Source organism: Gordonia heveisoli, assembly GCF_030315745.1.
Taxonomy (GTDB): Bacteria; Actinomycetota; Actinomycetes; order Mycobacteriales; family Mycobacteriaceae; genus Gordonia.
Map to the genome: position 1 here is coordinate 108324 of NZ_JASXSH010000011.1, position 22381 is coordinate 130704.

At 66.9% G+C, this 22381-nt stretch carries 19 protein-coding genes; 14 read left to right on the forward strand and 5 right to left on the reverse strand.

The features are described from left to right. Window positions 1–34 precede the first annotated feature (34 nt). The 6 genes from QSJ18_RS11715 to sigJ all read left to right on the forward strand — a co-directional run bounded on the left by QSJ18_RS11715 (window position 35) and on the right by sigJ (window position 7959). Entirely contained in the window at window positions 35–370 is a 336-nt protein-coding gene (locus tag QSJ18_RS11715; protein WP_286326628.1) for a YggT family protein, read from the forward strand. A gap of 341 nt (window positions 371–711) precedes the next feature. Further along, a complete protein-coding gene (wag31, locus tag QSJ18_RS11720; RefSeq protein WP_286326687.1) occupies window positions 712–1524 on the forward strand; it encodes a DivIVA-like cell division protein Wag31 in 813 nt (270 codons plus the stop codon). Window positions 1525–1543: 19 nt separating this feature from the next. Then, entirely contained in the window at window positions 1544–2236 is a 693-nt protein-coding gene (locus QSJ18_RS11725) for a hypothetical protein (protein WP_286326629.1), read from the forward strand. Window positions 2237–2583: 347 nt separating this feature from the next. Then, window positions 2584–5769: an isoleucine--tRNA ligase gene (gene ileS, locus QSJ18_RS11730; RefSeq protein ID WP_286326689.1), complete on the forward strand. Its 3186-nt coding sequence runs from the start codon at window positions 2584–2586 to the stop codon at window positions 5767–5769. Between the two features lie 100 nt (window positions 5770–5869). Next, window positions 5870–7060 carry an NAD(P)/FAD-dependent oxidoreductase gene (locus QSJ18_RS11735; RefSeq protein WP_286326631.1) on the forward strand — a complete coding sequence of 397 codons (1191 nt, stop codon included), beginning with the start codon at window positions 5870–5872 and terminating at the stop codon, window positions 7058–7060. After that, window positions 7057–7959, forward strand: coding sequence for an RNA polymerase sigma factor SigJ (sigJ, locus tag QSJ18_RS11740; protein ID WP_286326632.1), 903 nt, complete (start codon window positions 7057–7059; stop codon window positions 7957–7959). Before QSJ18_RS11735 ends, sigJ begins: the two co-directional genes overlap by 4 nt. 88 nt (window positions 7960–8047) lie before the next feature. On the opposite strand, the gene QSJ18_RS11745 is transcribed toward sigJ, so the two are convergent. After that, window positions 8048–8680 (reverse strand): hypothetical protein, encoded by a 633-nt coding sequence (locus tag QSJ18_RS11745; RefSeq protein ID WP_286326633.1) that lies wholly within the window; start codon window positions 8678–8680, stop codon window positions 8048–8050. A 58-nt stretch (window positions 8681–8738) separates the two neighbouring features. Then, complete coding sequence (locus QSJ18_RS11750) at window positions 8739–9446, reverse strand: TetR/AcrR family transcriptional regulator (protein ID WP_286326634.1); 708 nt, start codon at window positions 9444–9446, stop codon at window positions 8739–8741. 134 nt (window positions 9447–9580) lie between these two features. Here QSJ18_RS11750 and QSJ18_RS11755 point away from each other — a divergent pair, with 134 nt between their 5' ends. Further along, entirely contained in the window at window positions 9581–10030 is a 450-nt protein-coding gene (locus tag QSJ18_RS11755) for a nitroreductase/quinone reductase family protein (RefSeq protein ID WP_286326635.1), read from the forward strand. Between the two features lie 142 nt (window positions 10031–10172). Then, a complete protein-coding gene (locus tag QSJ18_RS11760; protein WP_462476059.1) occupies window positions 10173–11576 on the forward strand; it encodes a DNA polymerase IV in 1404 nt (467 codons plus the stop codon). 6 nt (window positions 11577–11582) lie between these two features. Here the strand turns inward: QSJ18_RS11760 and QSJ18_RS11765 are convergent, their stop codons facing one another. Further along, window positions 11583–12545: an asparaginase gene (locus QSJ18_RS11765; RefSeq protein WP_286326637.1), complete on the reverse strand. Its 963-nt coding sequence runs from the start codon at window positions 12543–12545 to the stop codon at window positions 11583–11585. A 248-nt stretch (window positions 12546–12793) separates the two neighbouring features. Here QSJ18_RS11765 and QSJ18_RS11770 point away from each other — a divergent pair, with 248 nt between their 5' ends. After that, complete coding sequence (locus QSJ18_RS11770) at window positions 12794–13342, forward strand: WKL family lipoprotein (protein WP_286326638.1); 549 nt, start codon at window positions 12794–12796, stop codon at window positions 13340–13342. Window positions 13343–13420: 78 nt separating this feature from the next. On the opposite strand, the gene QSJ18_RS11775 is transcribed toward QSJ18_RS11770, so the two are convergent. Beyond that, entirely contained in the window at window positions 13421–14362 is a 942-nt protein-coding gene (locus QSJ18_RS11775; protein WP_286326639.1) for a hypothetical protein, read from the reverse strand. Window positions 14363–14398: 36 nt separating this feature from the next. Here QSJ18_RS11775 and lspA point away from each other — a divergent pair, with 36 nt between their 5' ends. The 4 genes from lspA to QSJ18_RS11795 all read left to right on the forward strand — a co-directional run bounded on the left by lspA (window position 14399) and on the right by QSJ18_RS11795 (window position 19952). After that, window positions 14399–15031 carry a signal peptidase II gene (gene lspA / locus QSJ18_RS11780; protein ID WP_286326640.1) on the forward strand — a complete coding sequence of 211 codons (633 nt, stop codon included), beginning with the start codon at window positions 14399–14401 and terminating at the stop codon, window positions 15029–15031. Beyond that, window positions 15024–15950, forward strand: a complete 927-nt coding sequence (locus QSJ18_RS11785) for an RluA family pseudouridine synthase (protein WP_286326691.1) — start codon at window positions 15024–15026, stop codon at window positions 15948–15950. Before lspA ends, QSJ18_RS11785 begins: the two co-directional genes overlap by 8 nt. Window positions 15951–16032: 82 nt before the next feature. Continuing rightward, window positions 16033–19569 (forward strand): DNA polymerase III subunit alpha, encoded by a 3537-nt coding sequence (dnaE, locus tag QSJ18_RS11790; RefSeq protein ID WP_286326641.1) that lies wholly within the window; start codon window positions 16033–16035, stop codon window positions 19567–19569. Window positions 19570–19682: 113 nt separating this feature from the next. Further along, on the forward strand, window positions 19683–19952 hold the full coding sequence (locus QSJ18_RS11795) for a hypothetical protein (protein WP_286326642.1): 270 nt from the start codon (window positions 19683–19685) through the stop codon (window positions 19950–19952). Here the strand turns inward: QSJ18_RS11795 and QSJ18_RS11800 are convergent. Then, on the reverse strand, window positions 19895–20845 hold the full coding sequence (locus QSJ18_RS11800) for an SMP-30/gluconolactonase/LRE family protein (protein WP_286326692.1): 951 nt from the start codon (window positions 20843–20845) through the stop codon (window positions 19895–19897). The genes QSJ18_RS11795 and QSJ18_RS11800 overlap by 58 nt on opposite strands. Window positions 20846–20997: 152 nt before the next feature. Here QSJ18_RS11800 and ilvA point away from each other — a divergent pair, with 152 nt between their 5' ends. Then, complete coding sequence (ilvA, locus tag QSJ18_RS11805) at window positions 20998–22377, forward strand: threonine ammonia-lyase IlvA (RefSeq protein WP_286326644.1); 1380 nt, start codon at window positions 20998–21000, stop codon at window positions 22375–22377. Window positions 22378–22381: the final 4 nt, after the last annotated feature.

Below are 22381 nucleotides of genomic sequence, written 5' to 3' on the forward strand. Positions count from 1 at the left end.
GGCGCGGACGTCACTCTTCAGGCAATCTTGATCCGTGGCCGAGATTATCTGGAACGTCGTGTACTTCCTGTTGTTGATCTACTTGCTTCTTCTGCTGGGGCGGCTGGTCGTCGAACTCGTGCGGGCCTTCGCCCGCGAATGGCGACCGACCGGCATCTCGGTGATCGTCATCGAACTGGTCTTCACGGCCACCGATCCGCCGATCAAGGCGTTGCGCAAGGTGCTCCCACCCATTCCGCTCGGCCCGATCCGTCTCGATCTCTCGCTGATGATCACGATGATCGTGGTCAGCGTCGCGATGAGTATCGTCGCCGGGCTGCGCGACCGGGCCGCGACGAACGCGGCGGCCATGATGCTCGGACTGGTCTGAACGAGCATGACCTGCCCGATTCGCCCTGATTTTGGTACGGCTGTACGGGTAATGCTCGTCATGGGCGAATCCCGGGCATCTATCGTTCGGGTGTGGTGATGGACTACCGTGGAATGTCATCATCGAGTGACTGTTCGATTGCAACAGGGCATCGAAGTCCTGCAACGAGCGGTTCGGATGTGACAGGATTGGTCGCCAGTTAAGGATTTTGACTGGTATGTATGAAAGTGACAGCCTGGTAGTGGGTCGACCTGCGCTGTGGGTGTGCGACAGCACCCACGACAGGCTGCACGTCCCGCCAACTGAAGATGAAGCTCCATAACGACATGAGGGGAACCGACATGCGGCTGACACCAGCTGATGTGCACAACGTCGCGTTCAGCAAACCGCCTATCGGTAAGCGCGGCTACAACGAGGATGAGGTTGATCAGTTCCTCGACTTCGTCGAGGCCGAGCTGGCCCGGCTGATCGAGGAGAACTCGGATCTCAAGCAGCGGGTTGAGGAACTCGAAGGCGAGCTAGCCGACGCCAAGTCCGGAGCCCCGGCACCGGCGACCGAAGACCGTACCCAGGTGTTCCCGGTTGCGACGCCGGCTCCGGCCGCTGCCCCCGCGGCGCCCGCCGAAACCGAAGGTGGCGACGACGCCCACGTCCGTGCGGCTCGCGTTCTCGCACTCGCCCAGGACACCGCAGACCGGCTGACCGGTAGCGCACGCAGCGACGCCGACGCGTTGCTCGCCGATGCCAACCAGCGTGCCGACGCCACGGTGTCCGAAGCTCAGAGCAAGGCGGATGCCCTGCTTGCCGACGCACGTCAGCGTTCCGAGGCGACCCTCGCCGACGCGCAGACCCGGTCGGAGGCGCAGCTGCGCCAGGCGCAGGAACGTGCCGACGCCCTGCAGAGCGACGCGGAACGCAAGCACAGTGAGATCATGGGCACCATCAACCAGCAGCGTGGTGTGCTCGAAGGTCGTATCGAGCAGCTCAAGACTTTCGAGCGCGAGTACCGTACCCGGCTGAAGACCTATCTGGAGTCGCAGCTCGAGGAGCTGCAGCAGCGCGGTAGCGCGGCCCCGGTGGAGAACGGCCGTCCCGACGCGTCGTTCTCCGCGGACCCGGGTAACGGCGGGTTCAGCAGCTACTCGCCGAGCTGATCTCGATCGATAGTCTGACGTGTTGACGCTGGCTCTGACCGCAACCCTGATCGGGTTCGTCGTACTGGTCCTGGGTTTGGTCACCGGACAGGTGTGGCTGGCGGTCGCATGTATCGTCGTCTGCCTCATCGGACTGGGCTTTCTGCTCGCCGATGTGTTCGGCTCGAGTCGTGACAGTGATGACCGCACGGCCGCCGGTGTGACCGGCGGCCGTCGCGGCGTTCTCGGTCGCTCCGACGACGATGACGACGCCGATGACGACGATGACGATGTGGCGTGGGGGGATGACACACCGAGTCGTGTGCGCGGTGGTGTCGACATCTCGGAGAGTGACAATCGCACTCCCGAAACCCCGGCCCCCGAAACCTCCACCCCTGATATCCCCGACGAGGCGGAGGCGCCGCAGCGGGAGGGCGATCTGTCCGATTACCTGCGTTCGGTGGGCGGGCCGGAGTTGACCGGACCGCCACGGGCGCACGATCCGCAACCGGCACCGCGACGTCCGGGACCCCAGGTCTCGGCATCCCCGCAGGCCGGTCCGCGGGACAACCGGCCATCGGCGCCCGGCCGGCCCGACAATCGGGCGGGGCGGACGGTGCCGCCGCGGCCGCAGCAGCCGTCACGGCCGCCGGAACCGCCGCGTCCGCCAACTCGGCGTCCGGCGCCGAAGTTCGATCCGTTGGACCCGAACTGGCATCCGCCTGCCGACTGACCGCACCGCTCGGCGGTAATGATTTGGACCGCCGCCGGGCGACCCGGCTACACTTGTCGATGCACTCGCGTGCAGCGTTGATCCGGCTATCACCGGGGAGCACCCGGAAGAACAGAGTCGCGTACTCCCAGTAGAACCGGGCGGGTTCGGCCCGTCACAGCCGTAGGACCGACTGTCCGCCGTAGTGGGTGGCGATCGGGTCCGTGAGCGGCGTCCGGTCCGGTGACCGGCGCAAGCGGGGTGGTACCGCGTAGGCCTGCGAAGGTGTGCGTCCCCGTGCCTGAGCAGAACGAGCAGCTGGCACGAGGAGACGAGCCGTGAGCGATGAGACCGCCCGCACCTATCCGATGATCGACATGACCGGTGGTACCGGGCGTGGTGCGCCGAGCTTTCCTGACGTCGAGCAGGAAGTGCTGCGGTACTGGGACGACGACGGTACGTTCGCCGCATCCATCGCCAACCGTGCCGATGCCGACGAATTCGTCTTCTACGACGGTCCGCCCTTCGCCAATGGTCTGCCGCACTACGGCCACCTGTTGACCGGCTACGTCAAGGACGTTGTTCCGCGTTATCAGACGATGCGGGGCAAGAAGGTCGAACGCCGCTTCGGCTGGGACACCCACGGGCTGCCCGCCGAACTGGAGGCCGAACGGCAACTCGGAATCACCGATAAGTCGCAGATCGAGAAGATGGGTCTGGCCGAGTTCAACGACTACTGCCGGGACTCGGTGCTGCGCTACACCGGGGAGTGGCGCGACTATGTGACCCGCCAGGCGCGTTGGGTCGACTTCGACAACGACTACAAGACCCTCGACCTGGATTTCATGGAATCGGTCATGTGGGCATTCAAACGTCTGCACGACAAGGGCCTGGTCTATCAGGGTTACCGGGTGCTGCCGTACTCCTGGTACGAGCAGACCCCGCTGTCGAATCAGGAATCCAAACTCGACGACGCCTACCGGATGCGCCAGGACCCGGCGGTCACGGTGACCATGCCGCTGACGGTCCCCGACGGCCCGCTGGCCGCGCTCGACGGGGTCGACGCCCTGATCTGGACCACCACGCCGTGGACGCTGCCGTCGAACCTGGCGATCGCCGTGCACCCCGACGTCGACTACGTCCATGTGCGGGCCGCCGACGGTCACGAGTACCTGTTGGCGCAGGCGCTGCTGGGCGGCTACGCCAAGGAGATCGCCGAACCCGAGGTGCTGCACACCTATTCGGGATCGGAGCTGGCCGGCCTGCGCTACACGCCGCCGTTCGACTTCTTCGTCGGACATCCCAACGCCCACCGGGTGCTGCTGGCCGACTATGTGACCACCGACAGTGGTACCGGCATCGTCCACCTCGCTCCGGCGTTCGGTGAGGAAGATATGGATGTGGCGACCGCGAACGGCATCGAGGTGGTGCAGCCGCTGGATCCGGGCGGTCGGTTCACCGCACAGGTTCCGCCCTACGCAGGACTCAACGTCTTCGACGCCAACCCGGTGATCATCAAGGACCTCAAAACCGCGGGCCGCATTGTCCGGCATGAGACCATCGAGCACTCCTATCCGCATTCGTGGCGGTCGGGAAAGCCGTTGATCTACATGGCCGTTCCGTCGTGGTTCGTGGCGGTGACCGAGTTCCGCGACCGCATGGTCGAGCTGAACAAGCAGATCACCTGGGTGCCCGAGCACATCCGTGACGGCCAGTTCGGTAAGTGGCTCGAGGGTGCCCGGGACTGGAACATCAGCCGAAATCGCTACTGGGGCGCGCCGATCCCGGTCTGGATCTCCGACGATCCCGAGTATCCGCGGACCGACGTCTATGGTTCGCTCGACGAACTGGAACGCGACTTCGGGGTGCGGCCGGACAATCTGCACCGCCCCTACATCGACGAGCTGACCCGGCCCAACCCCGACGACCCGACGGGTCGCTCGACTATGCGGCGGGTGCCCGAGGTGCTCGACTGCTGGTTCGAGTCGGGATCGATGCCGTACGCGCAGGTGCACTACCCGTTCGAGAACGCCGAGTGGTTCGACGGTTCCGACGATGGTGCGGCGCCGCACAATCCGGGCGATTTCATCGTCGAGTACAACGGTCAGACCCGCGGCTGGTTCTACACGATGCATGTTCTGGCCACCGCGCTCTTCGATCGTCCGGCGTTCAAAACCTGTGTCGCCCATGGCATCGTGCTCGGCGACGACGGGCAGAAGATGTCCAAGTCGAAGCGCAACTACCCGGATGTCAACGAGGTCTTCGACCGCGACGGCTCCGACGCGATGCGCTGGTTCCTGATGGCGAGCCCGATCTTGCGGGGCGGCAACCTGGTGGTGACCGAACGCGGTATCCGCGAGGGTGTGCGCCAGGCGATGCTGCCGCTGTGGAATGCCTACAGCTTCCTGCAGCTGTATGCGGATCGGCCGGCGACGTGGCGGACAGATTCCACCCACGTCCTCGACCGCTACATCCTGGCCAAACTTGCCGTCACCCGCGACGAGATGACTGCTGCGCTCGACGTCAACGACATCTCCGGTGCGTGTGACTCCTTCCGTGAGTTCGTCGAATCGCTGACGAATTGGTATGTGCGACGGTCGCGTTCGCGGTTCTGGTCCGGTCAGGACGTCGATCCCGATGCCTTCGACACGCTGTACACGGTGCTCGAGGTGGCCAGCAGGCTGGCCGCGCCGCTGCTCCCGCTGGCCACCGAGGCGGTGTGGCGCGGTCTGACCGGCGGCCGGTCGGTTCACCTGACCGACTGGCCCGCGGCCGACACCCTGCCCGCCGATGCCGAACTGGTGGCGGCGATGGACGAGGTCCAGGCGGTATGTTCGGTGGCGTCGAGTGTCCGCAAGGCCAACAAGCTGCGCGTCCGCCTGCCGCTGTCCGGTCTGACGGTGGCGTCGGTGGGTGCCGGGAAGCTCGAACCGTATCGCGAGCTGATCGCCGATGAGATGAACGTCAAGTCGGTGACGCTGGCGACCGACGTGGACAGCTATGGCCGCTACGAGGTGGCCGTGAATGCGCGAGCCGCGGGTCCGCGGCTGGGCAAGGATGTCCAGAAGGTCATCAAGGCGGTGAAGTCGGGGGACTGGTCGACGGTTACCGGCTCCGACGGTACCGAGGTCGTCGTCGCAGGTGGCATCGAACTGCAGGACGGCGAGTACACCCGCAAGCTGGTCGCGGTGGAACCCGATTCGACGGCGGAACTGCCCGGCGGGCGTGGTCTGGTCGTGCTGGACACCGATGTCACCGAGGAACTTGAGGCGGAGGGCTGGGCGAAGGACCGCGTGCGTGAGCTGCAGGACGCACGTCGCAACCTCGACCTGGACGTCTCCGACCGCATCGAGGTGCGTTTCGTCGTCGGCGCCGACCGTCGGGAGTGGGCCGACCGGCATGCGCAGCTCATCGCCGGTGAGGTGCTCGCCGTGGTCTTCGACGTCGCCGACGGCCCGGCAGGCAAGATCGAACTCGGCGACGGCGTCAGTGTCGACATTGTGCGAGCCGACACAGCGACGGCCGACACAGTGAGGGCTGGAACCGGTTCGTGAGCGAGAATGTGATCCGAGTCGGGTGTGACATGGGTCACTGACTGTCACAGGTCGGTGAGTCACGGTGTCTTGTGATTGTCCACCTTCGATAGGAGCGATCATGAGCACGACTTCAGAACACCCTCGCATCGTCGTCCTGGGCGGCGGTTACGCGGGCACCATGGCGGCCAACCGGTTGTCGGCCGCGGACGCCGATGTGGTTGTGGTCAACGCACGGCCGGACTTCGTCCACCGGATCCGGCTGCATCAGTGGGTCAGCGGGACCGGCGAAGCGGTGGCCGACTACGGCCGGGTGCTGGCCGCCGGTGTGCGGCTGTGTGTCGACACCGCCGTGCGGATCGATGTGGCCGCCGGTCGGGTGGAACTGGCGTCGGGGGAGTCCCTGGACTACGACCACCTCGTCTACGCGGTGGGATCCACCATCGTCGGCGACCCCGGTATCCCCGGCGCGGCCGAGCACGGTTTCGCGGTCGGGGAATGGGAAGCGGCGCAACGTCTTCGCGCACGACTGGCCGATTCGGACGACGACGGTTGGGTGACGGTGATCGGTGCCGGTCTGACCGGGGTGGAGACCGCGGCCGAATTGGCCGGGGCCGGTCGTCGGGTGCGGCTGGTCGCCTCGGGTGAGGTGCTGGCGGCCTTCGCGGATCGGGGACGTCGCTACACCGCGCGTTGGCTGGCCAAGGCCGGCGTCGCTGTCTTCGACCATCACCGCGTGGTGGCCGTGGGGCCCGACACGGTCACCGTCATCGACGGTTCCGGGGAGCGTGCGGTGGTGCCGAGTGCGACGACGATCCTGACCATCGGGTTCCGCGCGCCGGGGCTGGCCGCCGACAGCGGACTGACCACCGACTCCCTCGGCCGGCTGGTCACCGACGAGACCCTCACCAGTGTCGACGACCCGCGCATCGTCGGAGCCGGAGACGCGGTGGCACCCTCGGGTGTCGCGTTCCGGATGAGTTGCCAGGCCGCGAATCAGCTGGGGCCGCACGCGGCCGACACTGTACTCGCCGTGATGGCGGGAGCCGCGCCGCAACCGGTGTCGGTGGCCTTCGTCGGACAATGCGCATCGCTGGGCCGCCATTCCGCGGTCATCCAGCTGACCGAGCGTGACGACCGCCCGAAGTCGCGTGCGATCTCCGGCCGGACCGGTGCATGGGCCAAGGAACTCGTCTGCCGCTCGGTGTTGTGGGGGCTTCGGATGGAGGCGCGTCGTCCCGGTTTCACGCCTGCGATGCGGGGGCAGGAGCGGTCGGCGCTGTCCGTCGGCGCGGACGCGGTGAACCGATGAGTGGTGACGATACCGAGCATGCGCGCCGATTCACCGAGTTGCGGCCGCTGCTGTTCACCGTCGCCTACGAGTTACTCGGGTCGGCGACCGACGCCGACGACGTCCTGCAGGACAGCTACCTGCGTTGGGCGGCAGTCGATCTGGACACCGTCACCGACTCGCGCGCATATCTGGCGAAGATCGTGACTCGGCAGGCGCTGAACGCGATCCGGTCGTCGAGTCGCCGGCGCGAGGACTACGTGGGACCGTGGTTGCCCGAACCCATCCTGCTCGACGAGCGCGACGCCTCCGACGACGTCGTGCTCGCCGAGTCGGTGTCGACGGCGATGATGGTCGTGCTGGAGAGTCTCGGCCCCGACGAACGCGCGGTCTTCGTGCTACGCGAGGTCTTCGGTTTCAGTCACGACGAGATCGGGGACTTCCTGGGTAAGTCCCCGGCCGCGGTGCGTCAGACGGCGCATCGCGCGCGTGCGCATGTGCAGGCACGACGACCCAGGTTCGTCCCGGTCGACGACACCAGGGCGGCCGCGGTGACCGACGCGTTCATGGCGGCCGCGTCCTCCGGGGAGGTCGAGGCGCTGATGGCGATCCTGGCTCCGGATGTGGTCTTCACCGCGGACAGTGACGGCAAGGCGTCGGCGGTCCGTCGTCCGATCTCGGGTGCCCTCGCGGTCGCGCGACTGCTGATGGGTTTTCACCGGCTGGGCAGACTCGAGGACGATCTCCGGGTGGAGGCGGCGATCTTCAGCAGCCACCCTGGTATTCGTGTCTACTTCGACGGTCGGCTGCAGGGCGTCTTCGTCTTCGACGTCGTCGACGGCCTGATCACGAACGTCTTCGCGATGCGCAATCCGGACAAGCTCGGCAACGTGACCGACGTGCGGCCTATCGCGCGCTGAGGTTATCGGGCGCCCGGCGTATCAGCGCGGCTGAAGGTCGGGCCGGGACTATCGGGTCGGCGGTCTTGGCGAGTGTCCACGGAGCGGCTCAGTCGGGCAGCGTCCGGGCGATGATCGACAATGCGTTACGAGGCTGGGTGCAATCGTCGGCGTCGGCGAAGGCGTCGGCGATACCGAACCAACCCTGAGTGGCGCTGCGGTAGAGCAACATGCACCCTCGGTTACCTTCGCTGACCGGTGTGTAACTGATCCGTCGCCAGTTCGCAGGCAGCGTGTTGTCCACCTTGGCCTCCTCGGACCAGCGGCGTTCCATGAAGCTGACGTCGGGTGCCCAGCTCAGGAACCAGATCGACGCGCCCTGGGGAGTGCGGCTGTCGCCGACGCCGATCCGAATGCCCATGCAGCCACGTTCGGAGGCGGCGTCGCGGCCACTCATCGGTACGGGCATCAAGGTCGTGATGCTCAGTGCGCGGATGGCCTCGGCGGGCAATTTGCACGGATCGATGAAGCCACCGCTCACGTCGGCCTTGTCACCGGAGATGCCGCTGTTGCCGCCGGGTAGGCCGGGGATGTTGCTCATACCCGGCATGGACGGCATCCCCGGTATGCCGGCCATCGACGGGCCGCCCGAATCGCTCGAATCGTCCGAGCATCCACTCAACGCGGTGCAGGCGACCGCTGCGAGTGCGATCAGTCCAGTCGACATCCGTGTACGACGCATGCGCATCAACTCCCTGGGCATCGGTCAGATCGCTTCGCACCCTAGCCGACGATCGGGGTCAGCGGGTCTCGGCGAACACCGTGCGGAGCCCGATGGTCAGTTGATCGTCGAACACCGCACGCGGGTCGCCGAAGGTGTCGGCGCCGTACTGGCCGAAGGCCTCCAGGCTGATCGCACCGATGATGGTGGCCCACAAGGTGGTTCCGGCGACGATCGCCGCGTCGGATAGGTGTACGCCGAACTCATCGCGAATCGCGGCCAGGTCTGCGCGAAGTGTGCTCGTCTGCGCCTGGTCGATACGTGTCGACAGGTCGGCGGCGTCCAGTTCGCGGAGGAGCCGCCCGCTGAGTCTGGTGCCGGGGCCGACGGTCTGCTCGGCCGGTGCGGCGTAGCCGGGGACCGGGCTGCCGTAGAGCAGCGCCCAGCGGGCCGGATCGGACACCGCCCAGTCACGCATCGCGAGCGCACAGGCCCGGATCCGGCCCCGGTGGTCGGTCGGCTCGACCGCGTCGGCGGCGGCTTCCGCGGCGTCGGCGAGATCGGTGTAGGCCTCGACGACGAGGACGGTGAGCAGGTCGTCGCGGCTGGGCACATAGCGGTAGACGGCAGACGACACCATGCCGAGCTCTCGGGCGATGGCGCGCAACGACAGTCCGGCGGCGCCGTGCCTCGACAGGTGCTCGCGGCCGAGTCTGCGGATGGCGGTCTCGATCTCGGCCCGGTTCTCGGCTCGGCTCTTGTGTGTACGCGACGTCGGGGATGCCATGCCGCCATCCTGCCAGAAAAGAGAGCGGTGCTCTTGATTTATCGGGCGCGTCGATGCATGATCGATGAATAGAGAGCAGTGCTCTCGAATGTCACTGAAGTGACGCGAAGCAGACTTCGGCAGGAGTGGTTCACATGACATCGCAGACGCATTACCTGGAGCCCACCCGTGGCGACCGCATCTTCGGGGCGGTGGTCCGCTGGTGTGCCGACCGCGGATTGAATCTCGCCGGAGCGCGCACGCTGACCGTCGCCGGACGCGTCAGTGGGCAGCCACAGCGCGTGCCGGTCAATCCGCTGACCTTGCCCGGTGGCGACTATCTGGTCTCGGTGCGCGGGCAGACGCAGTGGGTTCGCAACGTCCGGGCCGCCGGCCGGGCCGAACTGCGTCGCGGCCGACGCTCCGAAACGGTCGTGCCGACCGAGGTCGCGGTCGCCGATCGGGCGCCGATAATCCGTGCCTACCTGGACAGGTGGGGGTGGGAGGTGGGTCGCTTCCTTCCGGTCGGCGTCGACGCCGATGCCACCGAGGCGGAGTTGGCGCGGGTCGCCGCCGACATACCGGTGTTCGTGCTGAGCCGCTGAGGGCGCCGGGGTGGCCAGATGTCCCTCAGCCTGCAGTGGGTGCGCGAGCTGCCTCGGCGGTGCCAGTTAGTCAATCCGCAGGAACCGAACAACTAGGATTGTCGCCGTGTCAGCTGCATCGTCGACGAGTTCGCGATGGGTGATGCATCTCGACATGGATGCATTCTTCGCGTCGGTGGAACAGCTCACCCGTCCGACCCTGCGGGGGCGTCCGGTGCTCGTCGGCGGTTCGGGTGGGCGCGGCGTCGTCGCCGGTGCCAGTTATGAGGCGCGTGTCTTCGGTGCATCCTCGGCGATGCCCATGCATCAGGCGCGGCGCCTGGTTGGTCCGACCGGCGTGGTGGTGGCACCACGCGGCATCCTCTATCGCACGGTCAGCGCACGCATCTTCGGGCTGCTGCGTGAGGTGATGCCGGTCATCGAGACGCTGTCCTTCGACGAGGCGTTCGCCGAACCCGCCGAACTCGCCGGTGCCACCGTCGCCGACGTAACCGACTTCGCCGAACGGATCCGTGCGCGTATCCGCGCCGAGGTCGGGCTCGCCGCATCGGTCGGCTTCGGTAGCGGGAAACAGATCGCGAAGATCGCCTCGGGGATGGCGAAACCCGATGGGGTGATGGTCATCCCACCCGCCACTGAACTCGACTTCTTGCACGCGCTTCCGGTGCGCAAACTATGGGGAATCGGACCGGTGTCGGGAGACAGGCTGTCGCGCTTGGGGATCGACACCATCGGCGACCTGGCGGCGATGTCCACGGTCGAGGTGTCCTCGGTGTTGGGGGCGACGGTGGGGCCTGCGCTACACCGGCTGGCCCAGGGGATCGACGATCGACCCGTCGCCGAACGTGCGTCGGCCAAACAGATCAGCGCCGAGTCGACCTTCGCCACCGACATCGTCGAGATCGGCGAACTGCGTGGTGCGATCGACCGGGCTGCCGGCGACGCGCACCGGCGCCTGGTCGCCGACGGCCGCGGTGCGCGCACGGTGGTGGTGAAGCTGAAGCGGTCGGATCATTCGATCCTCACCAGGTCGGCGACACTGCCAGCCGCGACGACCGATCTCGACGAACTCGCCCGCACCGCACGGCGTCTGGCGCTCGACCCGCAGGAGATCGGCGCGATCCGGCTGGTCGGGGTGGGCTATTCGGGGCTGTCGGCGATCCAGCAGTACGCACTCTTCGCCGATCCCGACGCGCCCGGCACCGACCCGGCCGATGCCAGTGCGGTCGATCCCGATACGGTCGAACAATCGGAACTGCCCGCGGGGGTCCTCGACCTCGCCGGTGCCGGGTCCTCGACATCCTTCGACTCGGTGCAGCGGCCGGGAGGGGGTCGTCGGCTGGAGCCCGGATCGGATGTCGCACACCCGGATTACGGACATGGCTGGGTGCAGGGTAGCGGGCACGGCGTGGTCACCGTCCGCTTCGAGACGCGCACCTCCGGGCCCGGGCGTACCGCGACCTTCGCACTCGACGATCCGCAGCTGAGTGTCGCCGACCCGCTCGACAGTCTGGCATGGCCTGCGGACCATCTGTTCGACACGTGACCGGGATTATGCTCCGGCGGTGAGGAATTCGGCGATCTGATCGGCCGGGGTGCCGGCTGTCAGCAGCGCGAGCAGGGCGATCCTGGTTTGGGAGGCCCGCAGCCAGGGCGAGACGATGGCGCCCGCGCGCTGCAGGTCGACCGCTCCGCCACCGCCGCCGTAGGTCGCAGTCACACGACCGTAGGGCACACGCGAGCACACCGCCACGGTGACCCCACGTCGTACCGCGAGTGATACCTCGGCGGTGATGTCGGGATGCGTATTTCCCGAACCGGTGGCGGCGAGCACGATACCCGCCGCGTTCTGGGCGACAGCGGCGGCGATCAGGCCGGGGGAGACGCCGGGGTACAGGCTGAAGGCATCCACCCGGGCCAGACGTCCGCCGGGGACCGGCCCGGGCAGCGTCGGCCGCGGCAGGTCCGCACGCACGGTGTCGAAGGCGGCTGGATCGGTGGTGGAGACCTTGAACGCGCCGCGAGCAGGCAGCACCTGTCCGCCGAGTGCGATCAGTACGCCGCGTCCTCGGGTGGCGGGATCGGCGGCCAGCGCGATCGCCGCCGCCAGATTGGCCGGACCGTCGGCCCCCGGGGCGTCCGCGGGGAGCTGGGCGCCGGTGAAAACGACGGGACGGTCGTCCCGGGCATAGAGATCGGCGAGGAAGGCCGTCTCCTCCATGGTGTCGGTGCCGTGGCTGACGACGACTCCCGCGACGGTGCCATCGGCCAGCGATTCGGAGATCGCGCGCACGATGGAGAACTGTTCGGCGACACTCATCGCCGAACTGTCCACCGCCATCAAGTCGAGTCCGACGACCTCGACCGCCTCGGCGCCGGGTGCGGTGGCGGTCAACATCTCGCCGGCGCCGAGCGCGGGTACGGCCCCATCGGGGGTGGTCTGCGCCGCGATCGTCCCGCCGGTGGCGATCAGGACGATTTTCGTCGGGCCGGATTGGGGCGAATCGTTGCGCATGTGACCAGCGTCGGCGGAACTATCCGTCGTCGTCAAGCGTCAGCGAGCCGGTGACGGTGAACCAAACCGGTGAGAAGCGAAGCTCCGTGAAGGGCGAAGCTGAGTAAAAGCGAAGCTCAGTAGAAGAGAAGGCCCAGCGTTGTTGGGTGCCACGCCACGGTTTGGCATAGTGGTGGGGGTTCTCGCCGGGGACGACGGTAGGACTGACCGCCCGGGCGTCTCCGAAGTACAGACAGTGAGGGAGATCGTTGAAGATCCGCAAGTTTCTGACCGCGACGATGATCGCGACCGCGCTGGTGTCGGTGGCCGCGTGCGGCGACGACAGCAGTGACGCTCCGCCGGTGCCGACCGCGAACGCCGCCACCACCACCGGCGACTCGTCGGCGGCGCCGGCGCAGCCCGGTGCGATCGGTACCGACATCACCAACAAGTCGAAGCCGCCGTCACTGACCACGCTCAACGCGATGATCACCAAGGCGCTCGACCCCGAGGTTGCCAACTCCGAGAAGGTCGTCCTCGTCGAGGGCAGCGAGAAGGACCCGGCCATCTTCAAGAAGCTGGTCGCTGCGAAGAAGGCCAACCCGAACATCAGCTACGAACTGGTCGCTCCGGTCACCCGGCAGGGACCGAAGCGGGCCAAGGTTACCGTCCAGGTTGCTACGCCGGACAACCCGCCGACCAGCGTTGACGCCACCATCGTCTACGACGACGGTCGCTGGAAGCTCTCCAACGAGACCGTCTGCCTGCTGCTGAGCGCGTACAACGAGAAGAGCGCGATGTGCCCGGCGGCCAGCTGATCTAGTCGCCCAGATCTGACACAGGCGCCCCGAAGCTCCAACCGAGTTTCGGGGCGCCTGTCGTCGTGCCGAATCGGTTCAGCGCCAGGTGGTGGTGAAACCGGTTTGCTGGACGAGCGGCCGCGCGGGATCGGCGCCGACGAGTTCGCGCGCCCCGCGGAAGGTGGCCGCACCGCCCACCGGCAGTCCGCGGGTCAGGTCGACGGTCACGGTGCCGCTGCCGGTGAAGGAGTATCGGGCGATCGTCAGGGTGTCGGCGCTACCCGGCACGGCGAACACGGAGTTCACCGGCGTCTCGTCGGCGGTGTAGGTGATCGTCAGCCGATTACCCGTCCAGGCGGTCAACGTCGCCTCGATGGTCTGGGTCACCGTCGCCGAGGCGTAGACGACGCGCTGGGCCCGCCAGGTCGCACCGACTCCGACGGCCTCGGTGGGTAGTGGCACCCACCGGGTCAGCGCGCCGGTGAGCGACTGTTCGAGGGCCAGTCGTGCTTCTTCACCCGCCGACTCCGGCGGGATCAGCCGTAGCGAGATGGGTGCCGCGCCGGGGGCCATGGCCATCCCCGCCTGAGTGCCGTTCGCCCCGCCCAACTGGTCGTTCAGCGTGGCGTCCGGTGAGGTTGGGGTGCCGGTGACCAACTCGAGGTCGCTGCGGTCGGTGCAGGCGAACCGTGCGGTGAACGGGGTCTCGATCGCTTCGGACTGCCGATCGGTCGGCGACGAGGCCACCGTCGAGGTGGTGACGAGGGTGACGCGTTGAGGCGTCGACAGATCCGGTGTCAGGGCCGGGACCCGACGTACGCCGGTTCCGTAGTCGGTCACCGCGACCTTCGCGGGCGGAATCGAGATCAGATTGACGTCGGTGCGCCCGGTGGTGGTCGCGCTCGCGCAGCCGGCCGAGTCGTCGGATGCGGCGGGGGAATCGTTGTCGTCGGAGCCGCAACCGGCGACGATCACGGTGGTCGCCAGCGCGAGGATCACACTCTTGAGAACGGTCGATGGCAGGCGGGGGCGGGACACGGCAGCCAGCGTATTCCACGCGTCATGGATGATGGGATGGTGGATGACGATCAACCTCGCGCGGAGACCGCCGACACCGCGGCGCTGGGTGCACTACGCGTGATGGGTGCGTTGTCGGCTGTCGCGGCGATCGCGGTGGGGCTGGATCTGCTCACCAAGACGATCGTGGTGGCGACCCTCAACCCGAACGAACCGGTGCACATCATCGGCGATGTGGTGACGCTGCATCTGGTGCGCAACAGCGGTGCCGCCTTCTCGATGGCGTCCGGATACACCTGGGTCCTGACGGTCGTCGCCTTGCTGGTGGTCGCCGCGATCGTGCGCTACAGCGGCAGGCTCCGGTCGTGGTGGTGGGTGGTCGGCCTGGGTCTGGTACTCGGCGGTGCGATCGGTAACCTGATCGACCGCATCTTCCGCGACCCCAAGCCGCTGCAGGGGCACGTCGTCGACTTCATCTCGGTCGGTTGGTGGCCGGTGTTCAACGTCGCCGACTCGGCGGTGGTGTGCGGTGCGGTGCTGCTGGTGGCGCTGTCCCTGCTGGGTTACGACTACGACGGCACCCGCACCGGCTGGGCGGCGCGTCGTCGGCGGTCGGACGCGGATGCGCCGGCCCGCGACGGGACCGATGACAATCACGGGGAGGAAATCGAGGATGGCAGCCATGCGTGAGTCGCGGACCCTGCCGGTACCCGACGGCTTGCACGGTATGCGCCTGGACGCCGGTCTCGCCCGGATGCTCGGCCTGTCCCGGTCTGCGGTGGCGACGTTGGCCGAGGACGGCGACGTCTTCGTCGACGGCGTGACGGTCGGCAAATCCCACAAACTGGTGGCGGGCAGTCTGCTGCACGTCGTCCTGCCCGAACCGGACCGGCCGCTGGAGATCGAACCGACCCCGGTGGAAGATCTCGAGATCATCTATCACGATTCCGACATCGTGGTGGTGGACAAACCGGTCGGCGTCGCGGCGCATCCGTCGCTGGGCTGGACCGGACCGACGGTGATCGGTGCGCTGGCCGCGGCCGGCTACCGGATCTCCACCTCCGGGGCGCATGAACGGCAGGGCATCGTGCACCGGCTCGACGTCGGGACATCGGGAGTCATGGTCGTCGCGGCCTCCGAACGTGCCTATACGCTGCTCAAGCGGGCGTTCAAACAACGCACCGTCGACAAGGGCTATCACGCACTCGTGCAGGGTCATCTGGATCCGCCGTCGGGGACGATCGACGCCCCGATCGGCCGCCATCGCGGCAACGACTGGAAGTTCGCGGTGACCGCGGCGGGTAAACCGAGCGTCACGCACTACGACACGCTGGAGATGTTCGCCGCCGCGTCGCTGCTCGACGTCCACCTGGAGACCGGCCGGACCCACCAGATCCGCGTCCATCTGTCGGCGCTGCACCACCCCTGTTGCGGCGACCCGACCTACGGCGCGGATCCCACCCTGGCCGCCCGGCTGGGGCTGGAACGTCAGTGGCTGCATGCGCGGACCCTCGGTTTCGCACATCCCGCCGACGGTCGGCGGGTGGAGTTCACCAGCGACTATCCCGACGATCTGCAGCACGCGCTCGACGTCCTGCGCGAGGGCTGATCGTCTTCTCTTCTGCCTCATTCGTCACCCCTGGGCGTGGGGATTCGGCGACTGTCGGTGCTCGCGCCTAAGGTGGTCCACTGTGACGGATTCATTTGTTCACCTGCACAATCACACCGAGTACTCGATGCTCGACGGTGCGGCCAAAGTGTCTCCGTTGTTTGCCGAGGCCAAGCGTCTGGGGATGACCGCGATCGGTATGACCGACCACGGAAACATGTTCGGCGCCAGCGAGTTCTACAACACGGCGGTCAAGAACGACATCAAGCCGATCATCGGTATCGAGGCTTATATCGCGCCCGACTCGCGCTTCAACACCAAGCGGGTGCAGTGGGGTACGCGCGACCAGAAATCCGACGATGTGTCGGGTTCGGGTGCCTACACCCACATGACGATGGTCGCCGAGAACGCGACCGGACTGCGCAACCTGTTCAAACTGTCCTCGCTGGCCTCCATCGAGGGACAGTTGGGCAAGTGGGCGCGTATGGATCTCGACTTGATCGCCGCCCACGCCGAGGGCATCATCGCGACCACCGGCTGTCCGTCCGGTGAGGTGCAGACCCGGCTGCGGCTGGGACACGACCGCGAGGCTCTGGAGGCGGCCGCGAAGTGGCAGGAGATCTTCGGGCCGGACAACTTCTACCTGGAACTGATGGAACACGGCCTCGAGATCGAGCGTCGGGTGCGCGACGGTCTGCTCGACATCGGCCGTCAGCTCGGGATCAAGCCGATCGTCACCAACGACTGTCACTACGTGACCAAGGAACACGCGGCCGCGCACGAGGCGCTGCTGTGTGTGCAGACCGGTAAGACCCTGTCGGATCCGACCCGTTTCAAATTCGACGGCGACGGCTACTACCTGAAGTCGGCCGCAGAGATGCGCGCGCAATGGGATTCGGTGGTGCCCGGGGCATGTGACAACACCCTGGAGATCGGGGAGCGAGTCCAGTCCTACAAGGATGTCTTCACCCACCGGGACCGGATGCCGATCTTCCCGGTGCCCGACGGTGAGACCCAGCCGAGTTTCCTGCGTAAAGAGGTGATGGCCGGACTGGGTCGCCGGTTCCCGTCCGGGCCACCCGAGGAGTACGTCCGGCGGGCCGACTATGAGCTCGACGTCATCATCCAAATGGGCTTCCCGGCCTACTTCCTGGTGGTCGGTGACCTGATCCGACATGCGCTCGAAGTCGGCATCCGCGTCGGCCCGGGCCGTGGTTCGGCGGCCGGGTCGCTGGTCGCGTGGGCGTTGGGTATCACCAATATCGACCCGATTCCGCACGGATTGCTGTTCGAGCGGTTCCTCAACCCCGAACGTGTGTCGATGCCCGATATCGATATCGACTTCGACGATCGTCGTCGCGGTGAGATGGTGCGCTATGCCACCGAGCGGTGGGGCAGCGAGAAGGTGGCCCAGGTCATCACCTTCGGCACGATCAAGACGAAGGCGGCGATCAAGGATTCGGCGCGTGTGCAGTTCGGTCAGCCCGGTTTCGCGATCGCCGACCGCATCACCAAGGCGCTGCCGCCGCCCATCATGGCCAAGGACATCCCGGTCTGGGGTATCACCAATGCCGAGCATGAGCGCTACGGCGAGGCCACCGAGGTGCGCACGCTCATCGAGACCGACCCGGATGTCAAGAAGATCTATGACACCGCACTCGGTCTCGAAGGGCTGATCCGTAACGCCGGGGTGCACGCCTGTGCGGTGATCATGTCCTCGGAGCCGCTGACCGACGCCATCCCGGTGTGGAAGCGCGCGCAGGACGGCGCGATCATCACCGGCTGGGATTACCCGTCGTGTGAGGCCATCGGCCTGTTGAAGATGGACTTCCTGGGTCTGCGCAACCTCACCGTCATCGGTGACGCCCTGGAGAACATCAAACTGAACCGGGGCATCGACCTCGACCTGGACGAGCTGCCGCTCGAGGACCCCAAGACCTACGAGCTGCTCGCGCGCGGTGACACCCTCGGCGTGTTCCAGCTCGACGGCGCGGCCATGCGTGAGCTCCTGAAGATGATGCAGCCCACCGGCTTCGAGGACATCGTCGCCGTGCTGGCGCTGTACCGTCCCGGCCCGATGGGTGTGAACGCACACACCGACTACGCCAAGCGTAAGAACGGCCTGCAAGACGTCACACCGATCCACCCTGAACTCGAGGAACCGCTCAAGGAGATCCTGGCCGAGACCTTCGGCCTGATCGTCTACCAAGAGCAGATCATGCAGATCGCGCAGAAGGTCGCCGGCTACTCGCTCGGGCAGGCCGACCTGCTGCGTCGCGCGATGGGTAAGAAGAAGAAAGAGATCCTCGACGAGGCCTACGACGGCTTCGCCGAAGGGATGCGCAACAACGGCTTCTCCCAGGCCGCGATCACCGCACTGTGGGACACTGTGTTGCCGTTCGCCGGTTACGCGTTCAACAAATCCCATGCCGCGGGCTACGGCCTGGTGTCCTTCTGGACGGCCTATCTCAAGGCGAACTATCCCGCCGAGTACATGGCCGGTCTGCTTACCTCGGTCGGCGACGACAAGGACAAGGCCGCCATCTACCTGTCGGACTGCCGCAAACTCGGCATCACCGTGCTGCCGCCCGACGTCAACGAGTCACAACGCAACTTCGCCGCCGTCGGCGCCGACATCCGCTTCGGTCTGGCCGCGATCCGCAATGTCGGGTCCGGCGTGGTCTCCTCGATCCTGGCCGCCCGGGAGGAGAAGGGGAAGTTCATCAGCTTCTCCGACTACCTGGGCAAGATCGACGTCACCGCATGCAACAAGAAGGTGACCGAATCCCTGATCAAATCCGGCGCCTTCGATTCGCTGTCGCATCCGCGCAAGGGTCTGTTCCTGGTGCACGGCGAGGCCGTGGAATCGGTTCTCGGTACCAAGAAGGCCGAGGCCATCGGCCAGTTCGACCTCTTCGGCGACGCCGGGGGAGCCGACGATTCGATGGCCGAGGTCTTCGCGGTCAAGGTGCCCGACGAGGAATGGGACACCAAACACAAACTCGCCATCGAGCGAGAGATGTTGGGACTCTACGTCTCCGGGCATCCGCTGGCCGGCGTCGAACATGCGATCGCGACGCATACCGACACCTCGATCACGACGCTGCTGGAAGGCAACGTGTCCGACGGGGCGCAGATCACCATCGGCGGCATCATCTCCTCGGTCACCCGACGGGTGAACAAGAAGGGCGAGCCGTGGGCGGCGGTGACCCTGGAGGACATGGTCGGTGGTGTCGAGGTGTACTTCTTCCCGCGCGCCTATTCCGCATACGGGATGGACATCGTGGCCGACAACATCGTGCTCATCAAGGCCCGCGTGAACATGCGCGACGACTCCATGATGATCAGCGCGAACGATCTGGCGGTTCCGGACCTCACCTCGGCCGGTGCCACCAAGCCGGTCGCACTGACACTGACGGCACGGTTGTGCACTCCGGATCGGGTGCAGGCGCTCAAACAGGTGCTCACCCGTCATCCGGGGACCGCGGAAGTACACGTCACATTGGTCTCCGACCGTCGTCAGACGCAGCTCCGGCTCACCGAGTCGCTCCGGGTGACGCCGAGTTCGGCGCTGATGGGAGACCTCAAGGCGCTGTTGGGACCGAGCTGCCTGAGCTGACCGTGAGGCCGGCCAAGCCGGGTCATCCAACCTGAGGTTTCGGGTCGCCGAACATTTGGTTACGAAGTCGGCTACGATGAAGATCGAATACCCCAACGGCCCTGGGAGTCGTCGTGACCGCCTTCATCGCCTTCGAAGCCCCCGCCCGGCAGCGCCGTGCCGTTCGCACGGTGGATGTGGCCGGAGTGGCGTGGCCGGCATATAAGCTGCACGCGCTCCTGGTCGGGATTGTCGTCGCGATGGCGATCTTCGCACTCACCGCCTCGGGTCAGCTGACCATGTGGGTCACCGCAGGGGCGGTGCTCGTGGTGTGGTGGGGAGGGCGCTACCGGCCAGGGAATGCCGCGGTGGCGCCGGCGTCGAATCCGCCGGGAATCTCGTAGATCCGACCGTCGAAACCGGCCCGGTACAGTCGCCCGGCCGAGAATCCCTGGCTACCACGCCCGTAGCTGAGCACGCTGGACAGCGGCATCCCGGCCCCGACGACGCAGTAGCGACCCGGTGCGGTGATCCTGATGATCCGGCCCGACGCGTTGAGTGGGACCACCGGGCGACCATGAGCGTCGAGGGTCAGGCCGTCGGGGAAGTCACCGGCGCCGAGGTTGAGCAGGTTCTGCACGACGCGCGGGTTGGCCGTCGAGATGCGGCTGACGCCGGGGGCGACGAACGTGCGTGACACGTAGAGCCAGCGATCGTCGCGGCCGAGGACGGCGCCGTTCGCGCTGGGCAGGGCACCCCAATTGGCCTGTACCGCGCCGGTCGGCGAGACACGACCGATCAGATTCCCGAAGTCATTGGTGGCGTAGATATTTCCACGCGCAGAGACGTCCATGCCGTTGGCTGCGCTGAGTCCGGTCACCCAGGGGCGCAACACTCGGGTGGCGATGTTGAGGCGGGCGATCGAGGCGTGCCGCAGCGTATCACCGACGATCACCCGGGCATCGGCGCCATAGCCGACCAGTAGGGTGCCTGCCGGAGTCCAGGCGAGTGCGCCGGCGCCGCTGCCGCCGGGAACACGTGCGATGGGGATCGCCGGGGCACCGGGGCCGTTGAGACGAAACACCCGGCCGCTGTTGATGTCGGTGGTGTAGAGCCGGCCGCGTCCGTCGACGGTCAGGCCCTCCAGTGCTGCGCCCGGGACGGTCCCGACGAGCCGTGGTGGCGCGCCACCGCCGGGACACACCGGGGCGGCGGCCGCTGGAGCGGTCCCCACCGCGGTGACCAGGCCGGCCGCGGCGACGACTCCCGCGCACAGGGCGATCACGTGGGATCGCATGGAGGGCGGAATCGGGAATCCGGTGCGAATTGACATGACGCCTCCTCGCCCGCTGACGTTACGCCGGGTGGCCGACGATGGACAGGTCTTGGCGGATTCGGCACCGCGCGCAGCCCGGGTGCGGTGTGGCGCGGAAATCATCTGGTGAGACCATGGAAGCCGTGACTACGCAGCAGCAATCGGTCGACGATCGGGTTCCGGCGTTGACCGTCGCGACCATTGAAGAATCCGTGGACCGAATCGCCCCGGCGGTGTCGAGGACGCCGCTGGAGCACTGCCCGCGGCTCAGCGCCGAGTTCGGTGCGGACATCTACCTCAAGCGCGAGGATCTGCAGACCGTGCGCTCCTACAAGATTCGCGGCGCCTACAACGTGATGGCGCAGCTGTCGGCGGATGAACTCGCCGCCGGTGTGGTGGCCGCGAGCGCGGGTAACCATGCCCAGGGGGTGGCCTATGCGTGCCGCACGATGAAGGTGTCCGGGCGGATCTACGTCCCGACCACCACGCCGAAGCAGAAGCGCGACCGGATTCGCTGGCACGGCGGTGAATTCGTCGAACTCATCGCGGTCGGCGACACCTATGACGCCGCGGCCGCCGCGGCGCAGGCCGATGTGATGCGGACCGGCGCCACCTGGATCCATGCCTTCGACGACAATCGCACCGCGGCCGGGCAGGGCACCATCGCCCACGAGTTCGTCGAACAACTCGGACGTGTCCCCGACTATGTCATCGCACCGGTCGGCGGTGGTGGCTGCCTGTCCGGTATCGCCACATATCTGCGCGGGCGCAGCTCCGAGACGGTGATCGTCGGTGTCGAACCCAGCGGTGCGGTATCCCTGGCTGCCGCGATGGCGGCCGGTGGGCCGGTGACCCTCGACGAGATCGATCCCTTCGTCGACGGCGCGGCGGTCAAACGGATCGGCAACCTCGGCTATCGCGTGATGTCCGGGCTCGGCGCGAGTATCGCCGCCCACCCCGAACTGCCCGCCGAACCGCCGTCGGGGGTCACGGTGATCCCGGAGGGGCCCGCGGTGCTGGCACCGGGCGGCGCATACCTCACCCACGTCGACGAGGGCGCGATCTGTTCGGCGATGCTGGAGCTGTATCAGAACGAGGGCATCATCGCCGAACCCGCCGGGGCGCTGGCGGTCACCGGACTCTCGCAGGTGCGGATCCCGCCCGGATCGACCGTCGTCTGCCTGGTGTCCGGCGGCAACAACGACGTCTCCCGCTATGGGGAGATCATCGAGCGGTCGCTGGTCCACCGCGGACTCAAGCACTACTTCCTCGTCGACTTCCCGCAGGAGCCGGGTGCGTTGCGTCGCTTCCTCGACGATGTGCTCGGCCCCGACGACGACATCACCCTGTTCGAATACGTCAAACGCAACAATCGGGAGACGGGTGCCGCGCTGGTCGGCGTCGAACTCGGCGCGCGTGCGGGACTGACCGGACTGATGGATCGGATGGCCCACTCCCGATTGCATTGCGAGCGTCTGGAACCGGGTACCCCCGCCTACGACTATCTGACCTGACCAT